The 20,928-nt window shown below is 68.5% G+C and carries 31 protein-coding genes and 1 pseudogene; 6 read left to right on the plus strand and 26 right to left on the minus strand.

Annotation, left to right across the window (positions count from 1 at the left end):
* The first annotated feature begins 28 nt into the window (after positions 1-28).
* The 3 genes from M2302_RS10875 (at position 29) to M2302_RS10885 (ending at position 1,655) form a co-directional block, all read left to right on the plus strand.
* Positions 29-163 carry a hypothetical protein gene (locus tag M2302_RS10875; RefSeq protein WP_280837786.1) on the plus strand — a complete coding sequence of 45 codons (135 nt, stop codon included), beginning with the start codon at positions 29-31 and terminating at the stop codon, positions 161-163.
* A gap of 221 nt (positions 164-384) precedes the next feature.
* Positions 385-897, plus strand: coding sequence for a helix-turn-helix domain-containing protein (locus tag M2302_RS10880; RefSeq protein WP_280837787.1), 513 nt, complete (start codon positions 385-387; stop codon positions 895-897).
* Positions 894-1,655: a DUF2637 domain-containing protein gene (locus M2302_RS10885; RefSeq protein WP_280837788.1), complete on the plus strand. Its 762-nt coding sequence runs from the start codon at positions 894-896 to the stop codon at positions 1,653-1,655. The genes M2302_RS10880 and M2302_RS10885 overlap by 4 nt, the downstream gene beginning before the upstream one ends.
* 49 nt (positions 1,656-1,704) lie before the next feature.
* Here M2302_RS10885 and nrdJ read toward each other — a convergent pair whose 3' ends face one another.
* The 15 genes from nrdJ to M2302_RS10960 form a co-directional block, all read right to left on the minus strand.
* Complete coding sequence (gene nrdJ / locus M2302_RS10890) at positions 1,705-3,804, minus strand: ribonucleoside-triphosphate reductase, adenosylcobalamin-dependent (protein ID WP_280837789.1); 2,100 nt, start codon at positions 3,802-3,804, stop codon at positions 1,705-1,707.
* Entirely contained in the window at positions 3,801-4,178 is a 378-nt protein-coding gene (locus M2302_RS10895; RefSeq protein ID WP_280837790.1) for a hypothetical protein, read from the minus strand. Before M2302_RS10895 ends, nrdJ begins: the two co-directional genes overlap by 4 nt.
* The gene (locus M2302_RS10900; protein ID WP_280837791.1) at positions 4,175-4,480 is read right to left on the minus strand and encodes a hypothetical protein; all 306 of its coding nucleotides are present in this window, start codon (positions 4,478-4,480) and stop codon (positions 4,175-4,177) included. Before M2302_RS10900 ends, M2302_RS10895 begins: the two co-directional genes overlap by 4 nt.
* Positions 4,477-5,667, minus strand: coding sequence for a hypothetical protein (locus M2302_RS10905; protein WP_280837792.1), 1,191 nt, complete (start codon positions 5,665-5,667; stop codon positions 4,477-4,479). The genes M2302_RS10900 and M2302_RS10905 overlap by 4 nt, the downstream gene beginning before the upstream one ends.
* Before the next feature lie 4 nt (positions 5,668-5,671).
* Positions 5,672-5,896, minus strand: a complete 225-nt coding sequence (locus tag M2302_RS10910) for a hypothetical protein (RefSeq protein ID WP_280837793.1) — start codon at positions 5,894-5,896, stop codon at positions 5,672-5,674.
* On the minus strand, positions 5,893-6,285 hold the full coding sequence (locus M2302_RS10915; RefSeq protein ID WP_280837794.1) for a hypothetical protein: 393 nt from the start codon (positions 6,283-6,285) through the stop codon (positions 5,893-5,895). Before M2302_RS10915 ends, M2302_RS10910 begins: the two co-directional genes overlap by 4 nt.
* The gene (locus M2302_RS10920; RefSeq protein WP_280837795.1) at positions 6,282-6,938 is read right to left on the minus strand and encodes a toprim domain-containing protein; all 657 of its coding nucleotides are present in this window, start codon (positions 6,936-6,938) and stop codon (positions 6,282-6,284) included. Before M2302_RS10920 ends, M2302_RS10915 begins: the two co-directional genes overlap by 4 nt.
* A 228-nt stretch (positions 6,939-7,166) precedes the next feature.
* Positions 7,167-7,307 (minus strand): hypothetical protein, encoded by a 141-nt coding sequence (locus tag M2302_RS10925; RefSeq protein ID WP_280837796.1) that lies wholly within the window; start codon positions 7,305-7,307, stop codon positions 7,167-7,169.
* Positions 7,304-7,696, minus strand: coding sequence for a hypothetical protein (locus tag M2302_RS10930; protein ID WP_280837797.1), 393 nt, complete (start codon positions 7,694-7,696; stop codon positions 7,304-7,306). The genes M2302_RS10925 and M2302_RS10930 overlap by 4 nt, the downstream gene beginning before the upstream one ends.
* A 4-nt stretch (positions 7,697-7,700) precedes the next feature.
* A complete protein-coding gene (locus M2302_RS10935) occupies positions 7,701-8,477 on the minus strand; it encodes an AAA family ATPase (RefSeq protein WP_280837798.1) in 777 nt (258 codons plus the stop codon).
* A gap of 87 nt (positions 8,478-8,564) precedes the next feature.
* On the minus strand, positions 8,565-9,005 hold the full coding sequence (locus M2302_RS10940; RefSeq protein ID WP_280837799.1) for a hypothetical protein: 441 nt from the start codon (positions 9,003-9,005) through the stop codon (positions 8,565-8,567).
* Positions 9,006-9,070: 65 nt separating this feature from the next.
* Complete coding sequence (locus M2302_RS10945) at positions 9,071-9,337, minus strand: hypothetical protein (protein ID WP_280837800.1); 267 nt, start codon at positions 9,335-9,337, stop codon at positions 9,071-9,073.
* A 26-nt stretch (positions 9,338-9,363) separates the two neighbouring features.
* Positions 9,364-9,849 carry a hypothetical protein gene (locus tag M2302_RS10950; protein ID WP_280837801.1) on the minus strand — a complete coding sequence of 162 codons (486 nt, stop codon included), beginning with the start codon at positions 9,847-9,849 and terminating at the stop codon, positions 9,364-9,366.
* A gap of 35 nt (positions 9,850-9,884) precedes the next feature.
* On the minus strand, positions 9,885-10,799 hold the full coding sequence (locus tag M2302_RS10955) for a hypothetical protein (RefSeq protein WP_280837802.1): 915 nt from the start codon (positions 10,797-10,799) through the stop codon (positions 9,885-9,887).
* On the minus strand, positions 10,796-11,041 hold the full coding sequence (locus M2302_RS10960; RefSeq protein WP_280837803.1) for a hypothetical protein: 246 nt from the start codon (positions 11,039-11,041) through the stop codon (positions 10,796-10,798). The genes M2302_RS10955 and M2302_RS10960 overlap by 4 nt, the downstream gene beginning before the upstream one ends.
* Before the next feature lie 218 nt (positions 11,042-11,259).
* On the opposite strand from M2302_RS10960, the gene M2302_RS10965 reads away from it, so the two are divergent.
* The gene (locus tag M2302_RS10965; RefSeq protein WP_280837804.1) at positions 11,260-11,709 is read left to right on the plus strand and encodes a hypothetical protein; all 450 of its coding nucleotides are present in this window, start codon (positions 11,260-11,262) and stop codon (positions 11,707-11,709) included.
* Positions 11,710-11,860: 151 nt separating this feature from the next.
* Positions 11,861-12,625 (plus strand): hypothetical protein, encoded by a 765-nt coding sequence (locus M2302_RS10970; protein WP_280837805.1) that lies wholly within the window; start codon positions 11,861-11,863, stop codon positions 12,623-12,625.
* A 45-nt stretch (positions 12,626-12,670) separates the two neighbouring features.
* Here M2302_RS10970 and M2302_RS10975 read toward each other — a convergent pair whose 3' ends face one another.
* Positions 12,671-13,126, minus strand: coding sequence for a hypothetical protein (locus M2302_RS10975; RefSeq protein WP_280837806.1), 456 nt, complete (start codon positions 13,124-13,126; stop codon positions 12,671-12,673).
* 161 nt (positions 13,127-13,287) lie between these two features.
* Here M2302_RS10975 and M2302_RS10980 point away from each other — a divergent pair, with 161 nt between their 5' ends.
* Positions 13,288-13,497, plus strand: a complete 210-nt coding sequence (locus tag M2302_RS10980) for a hypothetical protein (RefSeq protein ID WP_280837807.1) — start codon at positions 13,288-13,290, stop codon at positions 13,495-13,497.
* Between the two features lie 48 nt (positions 13,498-13,545).
* On the opposite strand, the gene M2302_RS10985 is transcribed toward M2302_RS10980, so the two are convergent.
* The 10 genes and pseudogenes from M2302_RS10985 to M2302_RS11025 all read right to left on the minus strand — a co-directional run bounded on the left by M2302_RS10985 (position 13,546) and on the right by M2302_RS11025 (position 20,928).
* Complete coding sequence (locus M2302_RS10985) at positions 13,546-13,938, minus strand: hypothetical protein (RefSeq protein WP_280837808.1); 393 nt, start codon at positions 13,936-13,938, stop codon at positions 13,546-13,548.
* Entirely contained in the window at positions 13,931-14,209 is a 279-nt protein-coding gene (locus tag M2302_RS10990; RefSeq protein ID WP_280837809.1) for a thioredoxin family protein, read from the minus strand. Before M2302_RS10990 ends, M2302_RS10985 begins: the two co-directional genes overlap by 8 nt.
* Positions 14,206-14,592 (minus strand): peptidoglycan-binding protein, encoded by a 387-nt coding sequence (locus M2302_RS33100; protein ID WP_348529416.1) that lies wholly within the window; start codon positions 14,590-14,592, stop codon positions 14,206-14,208. The genes M2302_RS10990 and M2302_RS33100 overlap by 4 nt, the downstream gene beginning before the upstream one ends.
* Before the next feature lie 129 nt (positions 14,593-14,721).
* Positions 14,722-15,222, minus strand: a pseudogene (locus M2302_RS33105) (hypothetical protein); the annotation flags it as partial.
* A gap of 2 nt (positions 15,223-15,224) precedes the next feature.
* The gene (locus M2302_RS11000) at positions 15,225-15,647 is read right to left on the minus strand and encodes a deaminase (protein WP_280837811.1); all 423 of its coding nucleotides are present in this window, start codon (positions 15,645-15,647) and stop codon (positions 15,225-15,227) included.
* Positions 15,644-15,985: a DUF2746 domain-containing protein gene (locus M2302_RS11005; protein WP_280837812.1), complete on the minus strand. Its 342-nt coding sequence runs from the start codon at positions 15,983-15,985 to the stop codon at positions 15,644-15,646. Before M2302_RS11005 ends, M2302_RS11000 begins: the two co-directional genes overlap by 4 nt.
* On the minus strand, positions 15,982-17,334 hold the full coding sequence (locus M2302_RS11010) for a fibronectin type III domain-containing protein (RefSeq protein ID WP_280837813.1): 1,353 nt from the start codon (positions 17,332-17,334) through the stop codon (positions 15,982-15,984). The genes M2302_RS11005 and M2302_RS11010 overlap by 4 nt, the downstream gene beginning before the upstream one ends.
* Positions 17,335-17,344: 10 nt before the next feature.
* Entirely contained in the window at positions 17,345-18,031 is a 687-nt protein-coding gene (locus M2302_RS11015) for a hypothetical protein (RefSeq protein ID WP_280837814.1), read from the minus strand.
* Between the two features lie 68 nt (positions 18,032-18,099).
* A complete protein-coding gene (locus M2302_RS11020; RefSeq protein WP_280837815.1) occupies positions 18,100-18,354 on the minus strand; it encodes a hypothetical protein in 255 nt (84 codons plus the stop codon).
* Between the two features lie 9 nt (positions 18,355-18,363).
* Positions 18,364-20,928 (minus strand): hypothetical protein, encoded by a 2,565-nt coding sequence (locus tag M2302_RS11025; protein ID WP_280837816.1) that lies wholly within the window; start codon positions 20,926-20,928, stop codon positions 18,364-18,366.

Consider the following 20,928-nt stretch of genomic DNA (forward strand, 5'->3'; position numbering starts at 1 on the left):
TGCTGGGAAGACGCCAGGGAGTGACCGCTTGTGCACGCGCGACGAGGAACTTGAGGCCGAGATTGACCGCTGGGTGAAGGCCCAGCTCGCCGAGTCCCCCGAGCTGGGGGAGGGGATCATCGAGGCCCTGAGACAGGCGGGCGACGACTCGGCCCCGGAGTAAGCAGAAGGGCGGTCCCCCGGCATGGGGACCGCCCCTCCTGGACAACTAAAAAATCGGCCCCGGCAGGTGCGCTAACACCTGTGCTCCGGGGCCTTGATCGGGAAGGAACCCCGACCCATGCAGAACCCTACCCTGCCGCGCCTTGTCGTGGCATACGCCGGGCCCGCGTCCGGCCTCGCCGCCTACCTCCGCTCGCTCATCGCTCAGGCCGGTGGTGCCCGATGAGCATCGCCGTCAAGGAAGCCCTCCTCCAGTCGCACGACCTCGGCAAGAACGAGCGCCTGGTCCTGCTGACCCTGGCCGCCCACGCCAACGAGAACGGCGATGCCTGGCCGAGCGTGGCCACCATCGCCCGCTACGTGGGCTGCTCCGAGCGGACCGTCCAGCGGGCCCTGGCCAAGCTGGTCGAGCTGGGCCGCCTCGCCGTCCGCCAGGTCGCTCGCATCGCCACCCGCGTCTACCGATTCGTCACCCAGGGGGTGACAGATCAGGCCGAGGGGGTGACATCTCGAGCCCCTGGGGGTGACACCCAGACTGTCACCCGAAGTGAAGACCACGGGAAGACCAAGAAGAAGAGCTGGCGCAACTTCCTCCCGAAGAACCACCCCGAACGGCGAGGAGCTGCGCTCCCGCCGCCGCCTGGTGGTGATCGCTGCCAGAAGCCGGGGCACGTCGGCCAGGTGGTAGGCCGGTGCATCCCCTGCCGCAGCGAGGCGCTGGGGGGTGCGGCGTGAAGGCCCAGACCGAGGCCAAGGGCGGCGGCCTGGAGACCGCCCTGCTCGTCCTCATCCTGCTCGCCGTCGGGGGCATGGCCCTCGGTGCCAGCTTCACCCACGTCCACGACTTCACCATGAAGCACTCGCCGGAGGGGACGCCCCACTGGTTCGGCTGGGCCAACGCTGTCATCAGTGAGCTGACCCCGACCGCCTCTCTGCTGGAGGTGCGGCGGCGTGGCCGGCGAGGGCAGTCGATCCGGTACCCGATGTGGGTACTGATCGGGTCGACCGCGGTGTCGCTCACGGCGAATCTGGCCCTGGCGGTACCCACCTTCTTCGGGTGGCTGGTCGCCGGCCTGCCGGCGGTCGCCTTCGGGGTACTGACCAAGATGGTGCTGAGCGGGCTGCAGCCGGCCGAGGTACCGGAGACCGTGCCGGTACCCGCCCCGCAGGTACTGCCTCAGCCGGTACCCCTGGCTCGGCCGGTACCCATGCCGGAGGTACCGAGGGTGGAGGTACCGCCCCGACCTGCGCCGGTACCCAGCGAGCCGACTCAGCTCGCGCTGGTGGTACCGGGACCGGAGCGCCGTAGCCGGCAGGTCGGTACCCCCGGCGACGAGGAGCTGAAGAAGGTACTGCTCGATGCCGAGGCGGTACCCCGCAACGCGGACGGGACGGTGCCCGTGAAGCGGGCGGCGAAGGTACTGGGTACCGGAGTCGACCGGGCGCGACGTCTGCTGGATGAGCTGGGCCTGCGGGAGCCGGTGGCTGCGTAACGGAGAAAGCCCCCCAGCCAACAGGCCGGGGGGCTTCTTCGTATCTGGACTACCGGACCGGGCAGGCCCCGGTGGCGCAGTCCTCGTCGATCCCGTCGGAGACCAGCACCGCCTGCTCGGCGTCGTACCGGGCAGCCGAGATCCGCTCGTACGGGGCCTGCGGTCGGGTGCCGTCGACCATGACGGTCGTGCCCTTCAGGGTCGGCAGCCACTTGGCGATGACCTTGGCCGTCTCGGCGACGTCCAGGCCGGGCCGCACGTTCGCCGTGAAGGACACGGCGTTGTCGGCGTACGCCTGCTGGTACAGCGACTGCACGGAGAGCAGGTCGTCGAGGGCGATCTCGTCGACCGACTGCACCAGCTCGGCCGCCTCGTACTGGTCGTACCCAAGGGCCTCGACCTCGGCGAGCAGGTTGTCCTTCGTCGGGAAGGCCACGACCATCGTGTTGCCGCTCTGGTCGTAGATGCACGGCTCCACCTCGAAGCCCTGCTGCCGGAACTCCTCGACCTTGGCCCGCTCCTCCGGGTTGGTCATGCTGAACCGGACCCGGCGGATGAAGTACTTGGCGTAGATCGGGTGGATGCCCTCGGTGACGCCCGGCATCTTGGCCACGGTCCCGGTCGGGGCGACGGTGGTCACCTTGACCGGCTCGGGGATGCGCAGCTCGAAGGCGTAGTCCCGGGCGGCCTGCCGTACCTCGGAGTACAGCTCGGTGAGCAGCTTGCGGGCACCGCGGTCCCGGCCCAGCTTGGCGTAGGCCACGCCGCGCTTGGCGAAGAACGCCTGCACGCCGAAGTGGCCGACTCCGACCCGGCGCTCGCTGTCCATCACCGCCTTCTGGCCGGCGTCGTTCATGTCGCCGTAGGTGGCGCGGATCAGGAAGCGGGCCATGAGGCGGTGCGCCTCCAGCAGGCCGAGGATCTCCATCGGTCCGCCCCGCCGGGTCGGCGAGAAGGCGTCGAGGTTGACGTGGCCGAGCACACAGGCACCCCATTCAGGGAGGCCGATCTCCCCGCACGGGTTGGTCGCCACGATCTCGTTGACCTCGCCCTCGTTGGTGAGGGTCGAGTGCCAGTAGCCCGGCTCGCCGTTGGTCAGCATGCCGGTGACCGCCTGGCGGTGGACCTCGGCGGCGAGGACGTGGTTGATGTGGCGCTGGTCGGCGAGGGCGGTCAGGAACTCCTCGTCCACCTCGACCGAGATGTTCGTCGTCCAGTGCAGGCCAGTGTCCTGCTTGCACTCCAGGAAGTCGGCGATGAACGGGTCCTTCCAGTGCACGATGGACATGCGGGCCGACCGCCGGTTGCCGCCGGAGACGACGCACTCGGCGATGGCGTGGTCGATCTCCATCGCCTGCACCGGGGTGACGTGGTTGACGCTCCAGTCGGTGTCGAAGTAGGCGTCGTTGAGCACCCGCTCGACCTCGTGCAGCAGCTTGGCGAACGGGGCCGGGCCCGAGGCGTAGCCGCCGAAGGTCTTCAGCCGGCTGCCCTTGCAGCGCACCCGGCTCACGTCGTAGACGCGGTTCTCGTGCAGCACCTCGTCGTCGGTCATGTAGGTGTCGATGAGGTCGACCAGGGCGGCAGCCCAGCCTTCGCGGGAGTCCTCGACCTCGAACGCGCCGGCCCAGTCCGAGGCGTACTGCTCGGAGAGCAGGCCGGCGGCCTTCATGTCCTCGTAGTCCCGGTGCATCGGGTCACAGACGACGTGCACCTTGAGTCGCCGCCGCGGAGCGCCGAACGGCTCCAGGAAGCGGGTGCTGTAGTTGGCCCCGACCCCGCCGCCCTCCATCAGGCGCATGAAGGTGAACTCGAAGTGCTTGCTCAGGCCGCCCGTCCAGCCGGCGACGTGGCAGTTGAACAGGTACTGCCGGCCCTTCACGCCCGAGGCCCACAGGTGCCGGCCGGCGGGGATGATCGCGAACTTGAGCATGTACCGCTTCAGCCGGCGGTACTCCTCCTGCACGTCCTCGGACCAGGTCTCCTTCGCGCCGTAGACCAGGCCGAGGTTGCCTTCCACCACCCGCTCGACCGTCTCCGGCCAGGTCTCCTTGGTGCCGTCCGGCTTCGTCCGCGAGTAGGTCCGGTTGTAGACGACCTCGCCGGTCGGGCCGAACTGGTAGCCGGGGTCAGTGTCGATGGTGATCACTGGGTGGTGTCCTCACTCTCAATTTCACACTCGTCTCCGTTGAGGTGGGCGACGATGCGCCCGACCCCACGGATCAGTCGGTCGGAGATGGTCTGCCTGGGGGTGGCGAGCTGGGCGGCGATGTCTCGCTCCAGCCAGTCCATGCCGTACCGCAGGAACAGGGCCTGGCGCTCCTCCAGCGGGAGGTACGTGCTGCGCCAGGCCCCCTTGATGTCCGCCAGGTGGGCGTACAGGGTGTTGCCGGTCTTCGGGTTGGGCTTGGTCCTCGGCATGTCGGGGTCGGGAGCCCGGGGGTCCTCCATGCCGTAGGCGAAGGACGAGTCCCACACCGCCGGCAGTAGCCGCTCCACCAGCTCCCGGTCGTAGCTGCTCACTCGTCAGCACCCGACCGCAGCGCCTCGTAAGAGTACTGCCGGTTGGACCGGGCACCCTCCTTCCGCGCAAGGTCGGTCAGGTCGCACCACAGCCAGTGGTGCAGGCCGCCCAGCCCGTCCGGCCCGTCCGCGTACCCCCGGACGATGTCGGGCTTGCTGGCCAGGCGGATCAGCCCCTCCTGCAGCAGGTCGTCGTACTCGACCATCGTCACGGTGGAGTACTCCGCCGCCACCTTGGCCGCTGCCTTGCGGGCCACGTCTTGCACGCCGGGGATCTCCAGCACGCTCCAGTCGGCGCTCACCGCACCACCTCCTTGATGTTGGTCTGTCCGTCCTTGGTCACCGCGACGATCAGTCCCGGCGCACCCGTGGTGCCCTTGGCGTGCCGCCACCAGGTCGACTCGCTCTCCATCGCGGGCGGCTGCAGGAAGGTCCGCGGCCCGTCGGAGTCGACGTGTTCGTGGTGCAGGTGGCCGGCGAGGAGCAGGTCGGCCTGGTGCATGGCGCTGGACCGGTTGAACGCCTGCCCGCGCCACCACTCGAAGTGCTTGCCGGCCCGCCACTGGTGGCCGTGAGCGTGGGCCACGACCGTGCCGGCTACGTCGAGCACGACCGTCAGCTCGTCGGTCTGCGGGACGAAGAAGCCGACGTGGCCGAACGCCTCAGGGTTGAGGGCAGCGGCGTCGGCGACGGCGATCAGCGACTCGGTGTCGTGGCTGTCGTCGTACCGAGTCACGCCCTTGCCGACGAACCGGACCGCCTCGCCGTGGTTGCCGGGGACGGCGGCCATGCTGACCTTGCCGGTCATCGGAGCGAACGTGGTCAGCGCGTGCAGCATCACCCGCCGGGTCAGCCGGATCTGCTCGTTGAGCGTCAGCGGCGTGCGCCACACGTTGGCCCCGCCCTGCGACTGGAAGCCCTCGATGTGGTCGCCCAGCCAGGCGATGTGCACATGGCCGATGTCGAACCGGGACTGGTACTCGCACAGCAGGTCGGCCGCCTTGTTGAGGCAGTCGATCGTGCGGTTCAGCGTGCCCTCCACGCCGTCGCCGTCGATCTTCCCGAACTGCATGTCGCCGAGGGCCACGATGAAGCCGTGGTCGCCGGTCGGGCGGTTCTCGTGCAGCAGGCCCTCGTACGGCTTGATCGCGGAGAACAGCTCGTCGAGGTTCGGCCGGTCGGCCTCCGCGGAGCCGGCGCGGGCGAAGGTGAACCGGGTGCTGACGCCGGTCTCCCCGCTGGCCATCGTCCACTCCGAGGAGCGGAAGCCAGTGGCTACCCAGGCCGAGGGGTCCAGGCCCTGGGCCCGCAGGTGGGCGACCGCAGCGTCCTCGGTCACCTCGCCCTGCGGGCCCCTCACCGTCACCGCAGCGACGTCGCCCGTGACCTCGACCTGCCGGGTGAAGTCCCGCTCGGGGTCGGTCGTCCGCGCCGGGATGGCCGGGCCGACCGGCTTGGCGAGCAGCTCCTCCAGCAAGTGTTCAGTCACAATGTCACACCCCGCTCTGGCGAATCGATCGCCGGTACGTACGGATGGTCGACGCAGAGACGGCGTGCCCCTTGCGGGCCAGCCAGTCGGAGAGGAACTCGGCGCTGGTCTCGCCGATCAGGTGCGGGTAGAACGCCGCCCGGTAGTCGGCGTCGAGGGACTCCCACGCCTCGACCAGCTTCTTGCCGGGCTTGCCGGGCAGCTCCACCATCAGCCAGGGGTTCTTCACTGGCCCACCTCGCGGGCCTTCTTCGCCGCCCGCCTGCGCCGGCTGTCCTGCACGGCGGCCACGGCCACCGCGGCGACCTGCACCAGCTCGGCCTCCCGCTTGACCGGGTCCTCCTCGGCCAGGGCCTCGAAGACCTCCTCCAGAAGCACGCCGTCCCAGGCGAGCTGGTTGTTGTCCTGCCGGTAGGCGTTGGTGGTCTTCCACTGGTTGGCGTCGTGCAGGTAGTTGCCCTGGTAGATCCAGTCCATGCCGTTGTCCGGCAAGGCCGGCAGGGTCTGCTCGCCCCACAGGTCGATCTGCTGGTACCGCTCGGTGCGGACCTCGCGCAGCACGTCGTTGATGTCGTTGAACCGCTTGATCGCGGCCTCGGTCGCGAGGGGGTTGGTCACTGGTTCGTCTCTCCATTCAGTGCAGCGAGCAGCACGTCGGCGTTCTGGCCGGCGGCCATGTAGGTCTCGGTGACGTCGCCCTCGGTCAGGCGCACGCCCTTGGCCTGCCGCAGCGAGCGGCAGATCCGGTTGGTGAACTCGGCACCCGCGTCGTCCGGGTCGCCCCAGACCCAGATCCGCGAGAAGCCGGCGAGCATCCGGCGATGCCGGGGCTTGAAGTTGTTCGCCCCGGGGAAGGCGACCGCCGGCAGGCCGATCTTGTTGAGCACGATGGCGTCGAACTCGCCCTCGGTCACATGGATCTCGTCGCCGGCCCGGTGGATCGCGCCGATGTTGTAGCAGCGCGCCGGCTCGTCCTTCACGGTGTTGTACTTGCCGTGGAAGAAGTCCCGGTGGTTGTGCTCCTCCAGGCACCGGAACCGGATCGACAGCGGCCTGCCGTCCCGGTCCAGGTAGGGGATCGCGACCATCCCGCGGTACTTGCTGTGCCCGGGGTAGGGGTCAACGACGACGCCAAGCCGGAACGTATCCGCCTCCGCCTTGCCGAGGCCCCTTCCTTGCAGGTGCTGCACGGCGGCCACCGTGAGCTGATCCTGATACGCCCGGGTCGCTTCCTCCAGCGTCTCCCGCTGCGAGGCCGAGAGAGGCCGCAAGGCTTCTGGCTCGGACAAAGTCGCACCCCTCCTTCTCCATGATCAGTGCGTAGGAGTCACCTCCCTTGCCACACGAGTGGCACTTCCACAGGTCCTTGTCGGTGTTGACCGAGCAGGACGGCGTCCGGTCCTCGTGGAGCGGACACCGGACCATCTGCGACACCTTGTGCGGGCTGTACGGCACGTCGTAGTGGTCGAGCACTGCCTCCAGCGAGGGCCGTTCGTCGCTCACTCGAAGGTCACCCCGAGCAGCTCCTCGACGGCCTCGATCTCCGCGACGCCGAAGTACTCCTCGTCCCGCGCACCGGCCTCGGCGAACGAGTCGATGACGAAGTACGCCTTGGCCTTCGCGTCGGCCCAGGCGATCACCAGGTGTCCCACAGTCCGAAGAAGTGCTCGACGGTGGTCAGCACGTACGCCTTGCGCCAGTTCGCGCCGCGCCGCTTGACGACGGCGATCGGCAGGATCTCGGTTGGGCTGATGCCCCTGTGCTTGGCGTAGTTCAGCCACTCGGCCTCGGCCTCCTTGACGAAGGTCGCCGGCTCGAACCGGGCCGCGTTCTTCTGCTCGACCACCACGATCTGGGGGATGAGCAGGCCGGCGCGGTGCTTGACGACGGTGTCGCCCTCGTCTTCCTTGCCAGCGAGAGCCAGGGTCTCGACGTCGAAGCCCTCGCCCCGCATGCCCTCGCGGAAGTCGGCCTGCCACTGCGCGCCCTTGCGCCGGTTGGCCTTGTTGCGCTTGGCGACATCAGTCACAATGTCACACCTCCTGAAGGGTTCGGGCCCGGTGGGTGGGCGGGGTGCTGTGGAACCGGGTGAACTCCGGCTCACACCACATGACGGCGTACTTGCGGGCGGTCGGGTCGGAGGGGCCCATGCGCTGCTTGATCGTGGCGACCCGGTACTCCATCGTGTTCGGGTCCAGCGCCACGCTCAGGCTCAGCTCGGGCTTCTCGGACAGGCCGCCCTTGACCTGGTCCCGGCTCGGCGGGTTCCAGGGGTCGGTCTTCGCCTCCCACGCCTTGTCGCTGGCGTGGTGCAGGATGATCACCGTGGCCCCGGTGTTGCGGGCCAGCTCGGTGACCAGCGACATGACCGCCATCTGGGCGGTGTAGTCGCTCTCCGCGGCATCGAAGTCCATGAGGTTGTCGAAGACGATCACCTCGGGGTAGGCGTCCCACAGCTCGACGTACCCATCCAGCTCCTCGTCGACCTGCTGCCAGGTGATCGGCGAGCCGAAGCTGAAGGTGATGCGATTGTTGGCCAGGGCCGCCAGGTACTTGTCTCGGTACTTCCCGCCCATTGCCATGCCCTTCTCCACCACCTCGGTGGTGTCGCCGGTCGCCATGCTGGCGAGCCGGGACGAGGCGGTGAAGGCGGACATGTCGGCGGAGAAGTAGAGGGTGGGCAGGTTCATCTGCGCCACCCAGAACAGGGCGAAGCCGCTCTTCTGCGTGCCGGACCGACCGGCCACCATGATGACCTCCCCGTGCCGGGGCCGGCATCCACGCGCATACAGCGCCTCGAATGCCGGCACCCGGGGAAGTTCACGACCGGACTCGGCGTGCAGTGCGAGGGACCTACCAGCGGTCAGCAACTGCTACAGCCTCCTCAGGTTGGTGGTTCAGTCGAAGCTCGGGACGTCGGCCAGCGCGGCGTTGATGGCCGCCTCGCGGTTGGTGTAGTAGTTGCCGACCTGGCCCTCGGTGGTGGCGTCCACGTCACGGAAGGCGTAGCCGGAGCCGGCCTGGGTCGGCACCTTGCGGACCACGCCGACGAACGCGCCGCCGATGGCCTTCTCTGCGGTGTCGGCCAGCATGAAGTGGACGAGCCGCACGCCCTTGAGGACCTTGGTCGGCTCGCCCTTCTCCAGGGCTTCCGAGTTGCCGAACACGGTGACGTCCGCGGTCACCTCGTCGCGGGTCTTCGTCACGCCGTTGTAGGTGTGAGGCACAGCCTTCTGCACCTTCTTCGGCTCGACCAGCAGGGCCAGGTCGTTCATGTGCTCGCCCGGCTTGAAGATCGAACCACCGGCGAAGTCAGACGGCTTGGAGAAGACAGACACTGTAGGGGTAGCTCCTTCGCTCAGTAACAATTACACACGTAGGGATGGGGTAGGGCAGGGGTTGGTCAGGCGACCAGGGCGCGGATCTTCGCGGCGGCCTCGGCGTTGCGGATGCACTCGTCGTCGGCAGCCAGGGCCAGGTCGTTGAGCCGCTCGGCTTCCGCCAGCGCGGCGTCGCGGATCAGCGCCTGCTCGTAGGCGGCGGTCTCCAGGTCGGTGGCGGCAACCTCGAACAGGGTTCGGGCGGACTCGGCGACCGCGGCGGCGGAGTTGACCCGCTGCTCCAGGGTCAGCTCGGCAGGGGTCTCGGTGCTCTTCAGGCCGAAGGCCACGGTGGGGGTTCCTCTCACGTTGGTTGTCAGGCGGACTGCAGGGCCTTACCCCTGGCCTTCCAGGCGTCCATCACGGCGCTGTCGGCGAAGGCGGCCTGGTTCTCAGCCCAGATCCGCTGGAGGGTCGGCACGTCGGTCGCGCCCTCGATCAGCTTCAGGACCGGGTTCTCCTCGGGCTCAGCCGGCGGAGCGGTCGAAGCCGCAGCCTCGGCCCACACGTCACCGGTCGTCCTGGTGGCGTTCGCTCGGGCCTGCTGGGGGGAGGGGATGACCGTGCCGCCCAGGATGCCGGCGACGTTGCCCTTGCCGTGCGCCAGGTTGGTGGCGTTGACGACCACCTCCGACAGCGTCAGGCCGGCGACCTCGTCCTCGTCCAGGCCGAAGTACTCCATGAGGTCGTGGCGCACCTCGGCCGGCAGGCCGTTGAAGACCGCCCAGGTCTCCTCGTAGCCCTTGCCGTACTTGATGGTCACGGTGATTCCGCGACCCTTGGGCTCACTCGCGATGCTCACTGCGGGGCTCGCTCCTCTCTCTTGCCTGCACTACATTACACACCGGGCTCGGCCAGATCCGGCGTCCGCGCACCCGGCTGGAAGGGGACGAGGATCTTCTTCTTGCGCCGGGCCTCCCGCACCTCACGGGCGACCTGGACGGCCTTCCAGCCCTCGGACAGGTTGATCCAGTGGATCTCGCACTTGGCGGAGCCGGCGGGCAGGTTGATGATCAGGCCCCACTCCTGGTTGACGTCCGGCAGCGGGGTGCGCGTCTGCGTCTTCCAGTCGTAGAACATGCCCCGCGAGTAGACGGAGAGCTGCATGGCCATCTTCAGCTCGCCGTACTCCATCGACCCGGTCTTGAGGTCGGTGATCAGGTTGCCGCAGATCCACTCCGGCCAGCCCATGCCAGGGCAGACCGCCCCGGGGCCGGGCCCGTCGTAGAAGGACACCCGGTCCGGGGTGCCGGCCACCTTGATCTCGTCGACCACCACCAGGCGCTCGGCGTCCACGACGGTCAGGTCCACGGTGGCCGCCTTGTAGGCAGCCATGTCGGCCAGGTCAGCCTCGGTGCACGGCGGCAAGGGCTCGCCCCTGTCCACGTACTCCGAGAGATCGTGGAGGTGCGAGCCCTTCTCGCGCTTGACGTGAGCGCCGGCCACGGTGACCAGCTCCTCGGCCAGCTTGTCGAGCTTCTTCTTGTCGTCCACCGGGTCGAGGACCGCGGCCTCGTTCACCAGGCGGGGAGCCTTCGTCGCTCCAACCAGGACCATGCGCTTGTTCCACTTGGTCAGGTTGGTCTTGTCCTCGATGACGTCGATGAAGGTCGTGCAGCGGGTGTACGGCACCAGCTTGGGCTTGTCGGGCACGTAGATCAGTGGGCGGTCCCACCGGTCGCGGGGTTGCTTGTCCTCAACGGGACGGTCGGTGCTGCCGAGCTGGCTCGGCTTCATCAGGCCGGCGGTCACTCGGCCTCCGGGTCGGTCAACCAGATACGGATGGTTCCGTCCTCCAGGTAGTTGGGCTCGCACTCTTCCGGGTCCAGGAACTCCAGCCCCCAGGACTCCACGAGGTCGACGACCTCGGCGTACTGCAGGCGGGTGAACCCGGGGCGAAGGTCGATGTGGAAGTCGAAGGAGTCGCGGTCGTAGCAGACGTGGATCAGTCCGTCAGCGGTGGTGAAGGACTGCGGGGTCTCGGGGTTGTGCATTGGTGCGTTCCTTCGTTCGTGCAATTGTGCGCGGAGGATGAGGGTACAACGTAATCCCGGGGTGCGACATGAGCCGCGCATCCACCAGGGGAAACGTCCCGCCGGGGAGCAGAACGCTACGACACCGCTACCGCTCCTGTCCACGCCCGTGGACGCCCATCCGCAGGATTGGACGAACGGATGATGAAGCGGGAATCGTGTGTCCACGTTCGTGGACCGTGCGTCCTGTCACCTGGACGAACCCGCAGGTCAGGGGCTACGGTGGCGTCGCCGCCAAGCAGAACCAGGAGGCGTACATGATTGACCACGAGCTGGCGAAGCTCATCGAGAAGAGGCGGAAGGAGCGCAGGGAGTCGTACGGAGACATCGCCGACCGCGGCGGTGAGCACCTGTCGAAGTCGTACGTGCACAAGCTGGCAACCACCGACCGCCCGCCCATGCCCAAGCCGGAGCAGATCACCGCGCTCTCGGCCGCCCTTGAGGTGCCCGAGGACATCGTGCTGCGCGCGGCCCAGCAGTCGGCCGGCTACCACGTCTACGAGACCGAGACGCCGGACACAGGCACGCGGATTCTGATCAGCAACATCGAGAAGCTGACCCCGGCGCAGCAGGCTTCGGTGGCCGCGCTCGTCGAGCACCACCTCCGCGAACTCGGTGACCGAACGTGACCAAAAGGGTGAGCGTTCAACAGTTGCACCGCGACAAGAGGCACGTTTACGATCTCCTGCGTAGCGCCTGACCAGGCAATATGATCAACCCGGGCCCCCACAAGAGGTGCCCCTCTCCCCGCCAGTAACACCAGCACCAAGGACACGCACCGTGAAGATCGTGAAGGCGCACACCGGGGCCGACGCTGTCCCGGTCCCAGGTAGGGACGTCATCCTCGTCGACCCGGAGATCGGCCGCACCACGGCGATCAACGCCATCAGCGCCATCCTCCCCACGCATCGGGCGATGGTGGAGAGCTGGGTCGACCCGGTCATTCCCTCCCGCCGGCCGGTGATCGAGGCGATCACCCAGGAGATCCCGGTGGTCGCCCGCCAGTACCGCCCGGTGCGGCCGATCGAGATCCAGCCGGGACGGCACCGTGTCCCGCAGAGTCGCCGTCGACCCCTCAGCAAGCCTGTCCGGGTGGCGCTCCGGTCCGCCTCGCTGGCCGTCATCGCCACGATCGGGCTCACGCTGGGCGCGATGATCGGCGGCGGCCCGCAGCCGGCGTCCGCCGACGGGGTGTGGAGTAAGCCGGCCTTCACCACGGTGAGCCAGACGGGGATTGGCTGGACGTGCGAGACCCATCCCGAGCTGGCCGAGTGCATCTCCGACGAAGGTGCCCCGGTGACGGTCGAGGCGTGGGACGGGCCCGACGGGATGAAGTACACCTTCGAGTACGAGGACCCGATCACGCTGGAGAAGCATCGCGTCGACCTCAAGGTCTTCGAGTCCGAGGAGGCCGAGCGGAGGTGGCACACCTACCAGACCGCCGGTCGCGAAAACCTGGTGGCCGGGAAGAAGTGGGTCGCCTACGGCACCGACGCCAAGCGCATCGCCAAGTACACCAAGATCCTGAAGCAGCGGCACAAGTAACCCGAGCAAGAGAGAAGCCCCCGGCCAGGTGCACCGGGGGCTTTCTCAGTCTGCGCGCTTGAGGATCTTGGTCTTGCGCTCGGGGACTCGGACCAGGTCCGTGTCGATACCCTCCCGCGCCGGCACGTAGAAGAAGCCCTCCTCCGTGTCCGGGTCGTAGTGCACCACGAGCTTCTTGTTCTTCAGCCGGGCGACGAAGGCGCTCAGCCGGGTGGCGTCCTCCTCCCGCAGCTCCTTGCCCTCGCGCCGCCGGGCCTCCGTCCGCAGCATCATGGCTGGGAACAGCCAGCGGTGCTCGTCCCTCAGCGCCCAGGGAATCAGCTCGTCGTTGCGGGTGTATCGGCTCTCCAAGCCCTTCCTCCTTCGGAAGTTTCCCCAGAGGGAGGGGACCGTCTCGATGTTGTACTTGCGCTTGTACTCGTCGATCATCCACTGGTAGGAGCGGCCTTCCTCGAACCAGCGGAGCACCTCTTGCTCGTTCTGGATCTTCCGTGCTGGCACGGTTTCGCCTCCCAGGGGATCGACGTGGCAAATTGGACTTGTGCAATGTTGCCTCGCTTGCAAGGCGCTGTCAAGTCGGCATGCTAGGTTAAAGCCGACATCGAGGCATGGCGGCCCCACCTGGAGGGACAATGGCAGAGGTCAGGCTCATTGTGTGTGACGTGTGTCGCGATCCCACGCGCACCACAGATCGCTACAAGATTCAGACCGGAGGGCGCACCGTCACGACCGACCTCTGCGACCAGGACGCGGCCCCGATCGTGGAGCTGATGGAGAAGATCAAGAAGGTCAGCCCGGGGCAGAAGACGCGGGGGATGGCCCGGGTCGCCACGATGGAAGAGATCGAGGCACTCAAGAAGGCCCGCAAGTAAGACAGCAAGAGAGCCCCACCCGCCATTCCGGCAGGTGGGGCTCCTTCGTTACTGGACCGCGGGGAAGGTGACGGTCTGCGCGTCCGCCGGGTCGACCGTGCCGACCTCCTCGACGGGGGTCAGCTCGTCGCGGGGCTCGACCTCGGCCAGCTCGTCGAGCACGGTCGGCTCCTCGGCCGCCGTCTCCGGGTCGGTGGCGGCCAGCCAGGGCAGCCGGCGCTCGATGAACGCGGCGACCGCGGGGTTGTTCATGACCTTGGTGATCCAGCTCGCGATGGCGACGATGGCCGCGCCAGCGGTGGCCAGGATGCCGTACGTCTCGCCGGGGACGACGTCCTTGGCGTGCTCCAGCAGGAGCGGGACGAGAACCAGCATGACCGGAGCGGCGGCCACGACCGTCTGGAAGGTGGTGCGGATGCGACGCCTGGTTGCGTCATTCACTGGGGGCGATCCCTTCTTCGGCCGCGTCGAGACGGGCGCGGAGGTAGGTGGTGGACAGCGGGCCGAACTTGTCGACGGCCTTGCCGTCCTTCAGGACCAGGACGGTGGGGACCGAGGCCACCCCGTACTCGTCGACGAGGTGGCCGTTCGGTCCGTCGATGTCGACCTTCAGCAGCTCCAGCCCCCGGGCCTCAGCCTCGTCGACCAGCCGGGGACTGAACGCCTTGCAGGGGCGGCACCACTGGGCGGAGAAGTAGAGGAGCTGGATCATGCGCGCAGCTTCGCCGCCGTCTTCGGGCCGACCACGCCGTCCGGCCAGATCAGCTTCTTGCGCTGGAAGGACTTGACCGCGCTCTTCGTGGCGGAGCCGAAGACCCCGTCGAGCACCAGGCCGTAGCCCTTGGCCTTGAGCAGGCGCTGGGCCTCCTTGACGTCGGTGCCGGTCAGGCCCTCCTTCAGCAGGCGCACGCCGAAGTTGGTGACCAGGGCGTTGAGGGTGTCCTCGCCGACGAGTCCGTCCGCGTCCAGCCAGCGGGCCTTCTGGAAGTCCTTGACGCCGGCTTCGGTCTGGTCGCCGAAGATGCCGTCCTGGCTGACCTTGCGGCCACGCTTCACCAGCAGGGTCTGCATGGCCTTGACGTCCGTGCCCCGCATGCCCTTCTTCAGCACCCGGGAGCCGAGCTTGTAGGCCGGCAGCGACGGGGCGGGAGTCGGGGCGGGAGTCGGGGCCGGAGGCGGCGGGGCGACGTCGAGGAGCTGGCCGCCGCGGGCCAGGTAGTCGACCAGCGACTCACCCCGCAGCACGGAGAGCAGGGCCTCCTTGTTGACCATCGAGTCGACGTAGGCCCGCACCTCGGACAGGTGAATGTGCCACAGGTGACTCGGGTCGGAGGTGGAGGTCTGGTCCTTGCGGAAGTCGTAGCCCTCGACGTCCAGGTCCAGGTCGCACTGGCCGAAGAACTCCCGCCAGCCGGCGAGGCGCGGGTCGTTGGCCTGGCCGGCGTCAAGCAGCCGGGAGCTGTACTTGTCGATGTTGTGGTAGTCGCCCCGCTGCGCCGACCGGAAGGTCAGGTCGATCGCGGCAGCCTTGTCGCTCGGGCCGCGCCGGTCGTCGGCATGGACGACGGAGTAGTTGCCGGGCCAGTTCGCGTCGTTCGCGGCGCGAGTGTTGTGGTAGCCCTTCTTGTTGGCGTAGATCCCGCCGAGGGCGATGTCAGCGTCGAGCTTCTGGATCTCCAGCCACAGCCACCACATGGAGTCCGTGATGCGGGCGGGGTTGGGGTTCGTCACGAGGGGGAGACCTCCAGGGTCTGGGGGGTGACGACGCGGGCGATCCCGGCGGCGCGGACGATGCGCGCACAGCCGTCGCAGGGGGCGTCGGTGACGTAGAGGGTTGCCCCGAGGCAGGCGGCTCGGCCGCCCGCGTCGAGGAGCGCATTGACCTCGGCGTGCACAGAGATGCAGGAGCCGGGGCCCGTGTCGTAGGAGGAGCCCGGTGGGACGACGTCCGAGCCGAAGCGCCCACGCGGGCACGCGCCAGCCGTCAAGCAGCCCGGCTCACCGGGCGGGGCACCGTTGTACCCCTGCCCGATCTGCCGATGGTCTGCGTTGACGATGACCGCCCCGACCTGGCGTCGGGTGCAGTCGGCGCGGGCTGCGACCGCGTGGGCGATGTCGAGGTAGTACTCGTCCCAGTCCTTGCGGCTCACCGGCCGCCGCGGACGTGGTCGTCCAGCCGGCGCTCGACCTCAAGCCGCTCGACGCGCTCATGGCGCAGCTCCTCGCGGAGGCCGGCGATCTCCCTGCTGTGCCGGAGCTGGCCCTCCAGGACTCGATCGAGGCCGGCGAGGACCTGGTCGACGTCGTCGCGCAGGTTGGTCTGGTGGGAGTTGGCGACGTGCTCCCGCACCTCACCGAGCCGCTTGTGCTGCCGGCGCAGTATCTCGACGAGCACACCGACGAGGGCGACCGTGACGCCACCGCCGGCCGTCACCATTGCAGCCTGGACCGGGGCCTCCAGGGCGAGCGTGATCACAGGGTGTCTCATCTCCAGTTCGATCCGTCGCCCGTCTTGACCTGGGCGAGCACCCACTGGGAGCCGTTGCCGACCCACACGATGGCGTCGCGCCAGGTCGTCCCGTCGCCTACCCGGACACCGGAGAGCGTCGTGAACGAGCTGGTCGGGGACCACGCACCCGCGCCGGCCGAGTTGACCGCACGGATTCGGACGTAGTAGGTGGTGCCCGGCAGTAGGCCGGACAGGGGGGCAGGCGAGGCCGAGTCGGACACCGTCGTCGGGCTCGTGAAGGACGAGCTGGTGGACCGCTGGACCTCGTAGGTCGTGATGGCCGCACCGCCCGTGTCGGACGGGGCGAGCCAGGACACCGAAGCCGTGGTGGCCTTGATATCGCTGGTGCTGGGCGCGGCCGGCGCGCTGGGCACCGTCGTGGCGGTCGTGAAGCTGCGCGCACTCGACCAGGCGCTGTAGCCGGCGGAGTTGCGCGCCCGGACCCGGACGAACAGCACGGTGCCCTTCGGCAGGCCCGTGAGGTTCTGGCCGCTCCAGCCCGACTCATCCCAGCTCTGGATCACTTGCGTGAACGCCGAGTCCCGGGCAACCTGGCCGCCGTTGCCGTCCAGGGCGGCACCACCCAGGTCGGCGGGGTTTCCCCAGGTCACGGATGCCGTGGTAGCCGTGATGCTGTCGACGTTCGGCGCAGGCGGCGCACTGGGAACGGTGGTGCCGGTCGTGAAGGTGCGCGTACCCGAGTAGGCGCTGTATCCGGCCGAGTTGTGCGTTCGCACGCGGGCGTAGAGCGTGGTGCCCTTCGGGAGGCCGGTGACGGTCCGGCTGGTGGCCCAGCCCGATGCGTCCCAGCTCGCTGCCAGGTCCGTGAACCCGGTGTTGCGCGACACCTGGCCGGCGTTGCGGTCCAGGGAGGCACCGTTGTTCGCCGGGGTAGACCAGGACAGGGCCACGCTCGTCGAGGTGACGGAGCCGGCGGTGGGGGTGCCCGGCGCACCGGGAACGCTCGGCGGTCGCTTGGGCAGGGTGAGCGACCGGGTGTACGAGGGAGTGCCCCCGTTGTACATCCCCGAGATCGAGGCGGTCCAGGTGTAGGTGGGGCCTCCGTCGTAGTCGATGGAGGCGTTCATGTCGTGCGAGTAGATGAGCTTCGTCTCGCTGCCACTCAGGCCGTTGTAGAACGTGCCCGAGTCGCCGCCGGTCCCAGAGACCGAGTAGCTCTGGTTGTCGTCGAAGCGCCAACTGTCCATGCACTGCACGTAGACGCGCAGGTGGACCGTGACCGCGGTGCTGCTCGCGGTCGGCGTAGAGGTCCAGCAGTCGATGCCGACCCGAAGGTGCCCCTCAGCGGAGCCCCAAGTGGTAGCCATTCAGCCCTCCTCAGCCGACCGGCTGAATCCAGATGCGGTCGGCGGTCGGGGTGCCGGACGGCGTGGTGCTCGACACGGTCAGCGTGTAGCCGTTCCACTTGGTGGAGGTCTCGACGACGCTGGGGATCAGGTCGGACCAGCCCGAGCCGGTGTGGTACTCCCACTTGCCGGTGGTGGTGTTCAGGCCGAGCAGGGCCTTCCGCGGGCTGGACGGGCGGGTGTCGGTCGACCACGCCCGCACCCGGTTGCCCAGGAAGCGCCGGTCGTCGGTCACAGCCGTCGAGGCGATGCTCGCCACGCCGTTGGCGACGGTGATCTGGGCGAGCGGCAGCTCGTAGACCTCGGTGTCGGTCTGAATCAGTGCCGGCGCAGAGCCACCGGGCACACCCTCAACCGGGACGATGGTGATCCCGTTCTGGGCGGGGTCCAGCCGCAGCACGATCCGGTCGATGCGAGTCGCCGCCGAGGCGGGGCTCAGCGTCACCGTCTCCACGGCGGTGGAGTAGATGGCGTGGCCGCGGACCAGCGCGAAGCCGGGCTGCACGAAAACCTGCATGCCCGAGGCGTTGCCGCTGACCTGGAAGCCAGACCCGCCGTGGGTGTCCGCGACACCCGAGTCCTGCAGCTCACGGAACAGCCGGGAGTAGTCGCTCTCGGTCGTGTCGATGTTGTCGAACGGGTAGGAAGTGATGGTCACTCGCGGCTCCTGCGGACATGAGGAAGCCCCCCGAGTCGCGGGACTCAGGGGGCTCCAGGGAGGGAGGGTCAGGCGGGGGGTTGGGCGGGCGTGTTCGGGTCGAGACCCTCGCTGTACTCGCGGACGCGGTTGGTGGCGATCTTCACGGGAGGCTTGAGGATCGTCAGCACCACGCGGTACTGCTCGGGCGCGACGTAGCTCGCGGGGTCAGGGTCGCCGTCTGGCAGGGCTCGCTCGAAGACGGCATGGATCACGCCGCTCGGCTGGCCGTCGTAGGCGTTGTCGTAGACCCACGCGACGGGGGTGATGGGGATGAGTGCCAAGGGAGACTCCTACCATTCGGCAGTGAAGCGGATCGCTTCGAGCGACATGAAGCCCTGCGGCTGCGTGGGATCAGAGCTGCCCTGCTGCCCGGCCTGCCTGTTGATCGCCCCCACGTTGGTGACGTCAAGCCGACCGAGGCCGTTGCCGCCGGCCACCGAGGGGAACATCAGGCGGTACCTCGGCCGGCACCCCTCGGGCAGGATCGCGACATCGGCGGTGCCGTTCTTCACCAGTCCGCGCACCTCGACCAGGCTGCCGGGGTGCATCTTGAACTCGGCGAACGGGTAGCCGCCCGAGTAGTTGGCCCAGCCGTTGATCAGGCTGAGCAGCGTCCACCGCCCGGTCCAGTACATGCCGATCGTGTGCCACTCCTGCTGAGCGACAGACCAGGCGTCGGTGACCTGCGCGAAGTTGACCGGCACCCACCTGGTGCCGTCCGTCCAGTCGTCGTGCTTGACCGTGAGGGTCGCCTTGAAGTCGGACGGCGTCGCGGCAGCCTTGACCTCCAGGTGGAAGCCGTCGTACGTGCTGCCGATCGGGATGAGTCGCGCCTGGGTGAAGGGAGGGGCGGTGAAGGCTGCGCTGTTGTACCCGCCGAACTCCTCCAGGCGCAGGTGCGCGCCCTCGCGGTCGTAGTAGGCCGGGCTCGCCTTGATGCGGATGTGGGCGTGCTGGCCACTGCCGGTGGTGCTGATGGTGAACTCGGCCGCCGCCTTGTTCGGGACTACGTTCTGCACGCCGGGGATGGTGCCGATCCGGTACCAGTTGCCGGCGGTCAGTGCGCCAGTCTTGGTCAGCACCTCACTGTTGTCGAAGGCGAGCTTCTTCCACTGACTCCAGCCGCCCTGGTCGGTGTGGTAGAAGCGCTTCCACATGCCGTCGCCGTCGTTGTCGTAGCAGATCTGCGTGCAGCGGTAGTTGCTGATGCTGTGCGTGACGACCGTGCCGTAGCCACCGTTGACGCTCCAGCCACTGCCGGCCCCGAGGCTCAGGTGCGACACGCCAAGGGGGTAGGTCTCTGCCGCGTCGGCCTCGGCCTTGGTGTTGTTCCCCAGGTAGCGCGCACCCTCCAGGGTGTCGAGCCGGCCGTCGAGCCCGGCGATGTCGGTCTCCACCAGGGCGACCTTGTGCCAGTCGGTGAAGCCGTAGCCCTCGACCCCGGAGCGGATCTTCATCTCCGGCGTCTGGAACACCCCGGTGTGGTTCTGCCAGGTCTGGGTGACCTTCCCGTCGCCGGCCGGATGCTGCGTCCGCACCGGGCCGGACTGGAAGCCGAACGGCCAGCCCTGAATGGAGGCGTCGCTGATGTAGACCAGCGACTCACCCTGTGGGTAGTTGGCCGGTTCGGTCTGGTCCTGGTAGTCGGCCACGTTGAGGATCTGCGTGCCGGTCGTCTTGGCCGCGGACTCCAGCGCGGAGATCCGCGCCTCCGCACCCTTCACCCGCTTGCTCAGTGCGGCGTCGGCGTTGAAGCCGGTCGGGTCGCCCAGCACCACGCCGAGGCGGAAGCCTTCCTGGTCGACCTTCATCACGTAGCCGGTGACGGTGGCCTTGACCTCCTGGCCCTCGACCACGACGGCGACCTGGTCGCCCACGTTCCAGTGGGTGCCGAAGTCCATCGCGCTGTCTTCCATCGGCACGACCTGGACGGCCAGGCTGGTGAAGCCCTCGTCGGCGAGCACCTCCAGGCCGGTCTGCTCCAGCTCCTCGCCCTCGTGGGCGTTGGTGTTCTCCAGGAACTTCTCGATGCGCCGGCCCCAGTCGGCCTCCGCGGCGGTCGAGGAGCTGGTGGTGACGTGCTCGAAGTGTCGAGCGCCGCCCTTGACGTTGCCGGCGACGATGACCCGGGTGGTGCCCGGGGGGCTCATGGCGACCCGGTGGCCGGCGAGCGTGCTGTGGTAGATGTCCAGCCGGACCAGGTCCGACCGGTCCGCCACCGAGTAGGTCTCGAAGTGCAGGTAGTCGCCGCGCTGGATGATGCGGAAGCCGAGGTCGGCCGCCACCGCCAGCTCGCCGACCAGGTTGCCGAGCACCTTGAAGCGGGCGCTCTTGGTGACCGTGGGGCCCCGGCCGTGGTCGGTGCCCATGCGGAGCCTGCTCACCAGCGCGGCGCTGCGCCGCTCGGCCGGGGCACCGGGTCCGATGTTGGCGTTGACGAACTGGTGCATCAGGGTCTCGGCGGGGCCGGTGCGCTGGTCGTGCTTGGTGCCCCACTCCTTGATCATGTGGGGGTCCGACGGGTCTGGGACGGCCAGGGCGTCGGCCAGCAGGACGGTGTCGTCGACACCCTCGAAGGTGATCGTGCCGCCCGGGTCCTCCGCGGTCGCTGCGTTCTCGGGCTTCACGGTGGGGCCGGAGAACATCTCCTTGCCGTCCGGCCCCGTGACCACGATGCCCGCGCCGGGCTGGCGCAGAGCCCCCGCGAGGGGGTGCTCCGACGCCAGCTTCAGCGTCCAGCTTCCGACGTTGTTGTGCAGGTCCTCCAGTTGCAGGTCCAGGTCTTCCGGCCGGATCAGGCCCAGCCGGACCAGGCTCCTGTCCCGCACCTCGACGGTGATGTCCTGCAGACGCAC

The organism is Micromonospora sp. A200, assembly GCF_029893845.1.
Classification (GTDB): Bacteria; Actinomycetota; Actinomycetes; order Mycobacteriales; family Micromonosporaceae; genus Micromonospora; species Micromonospora purpureochromogenes.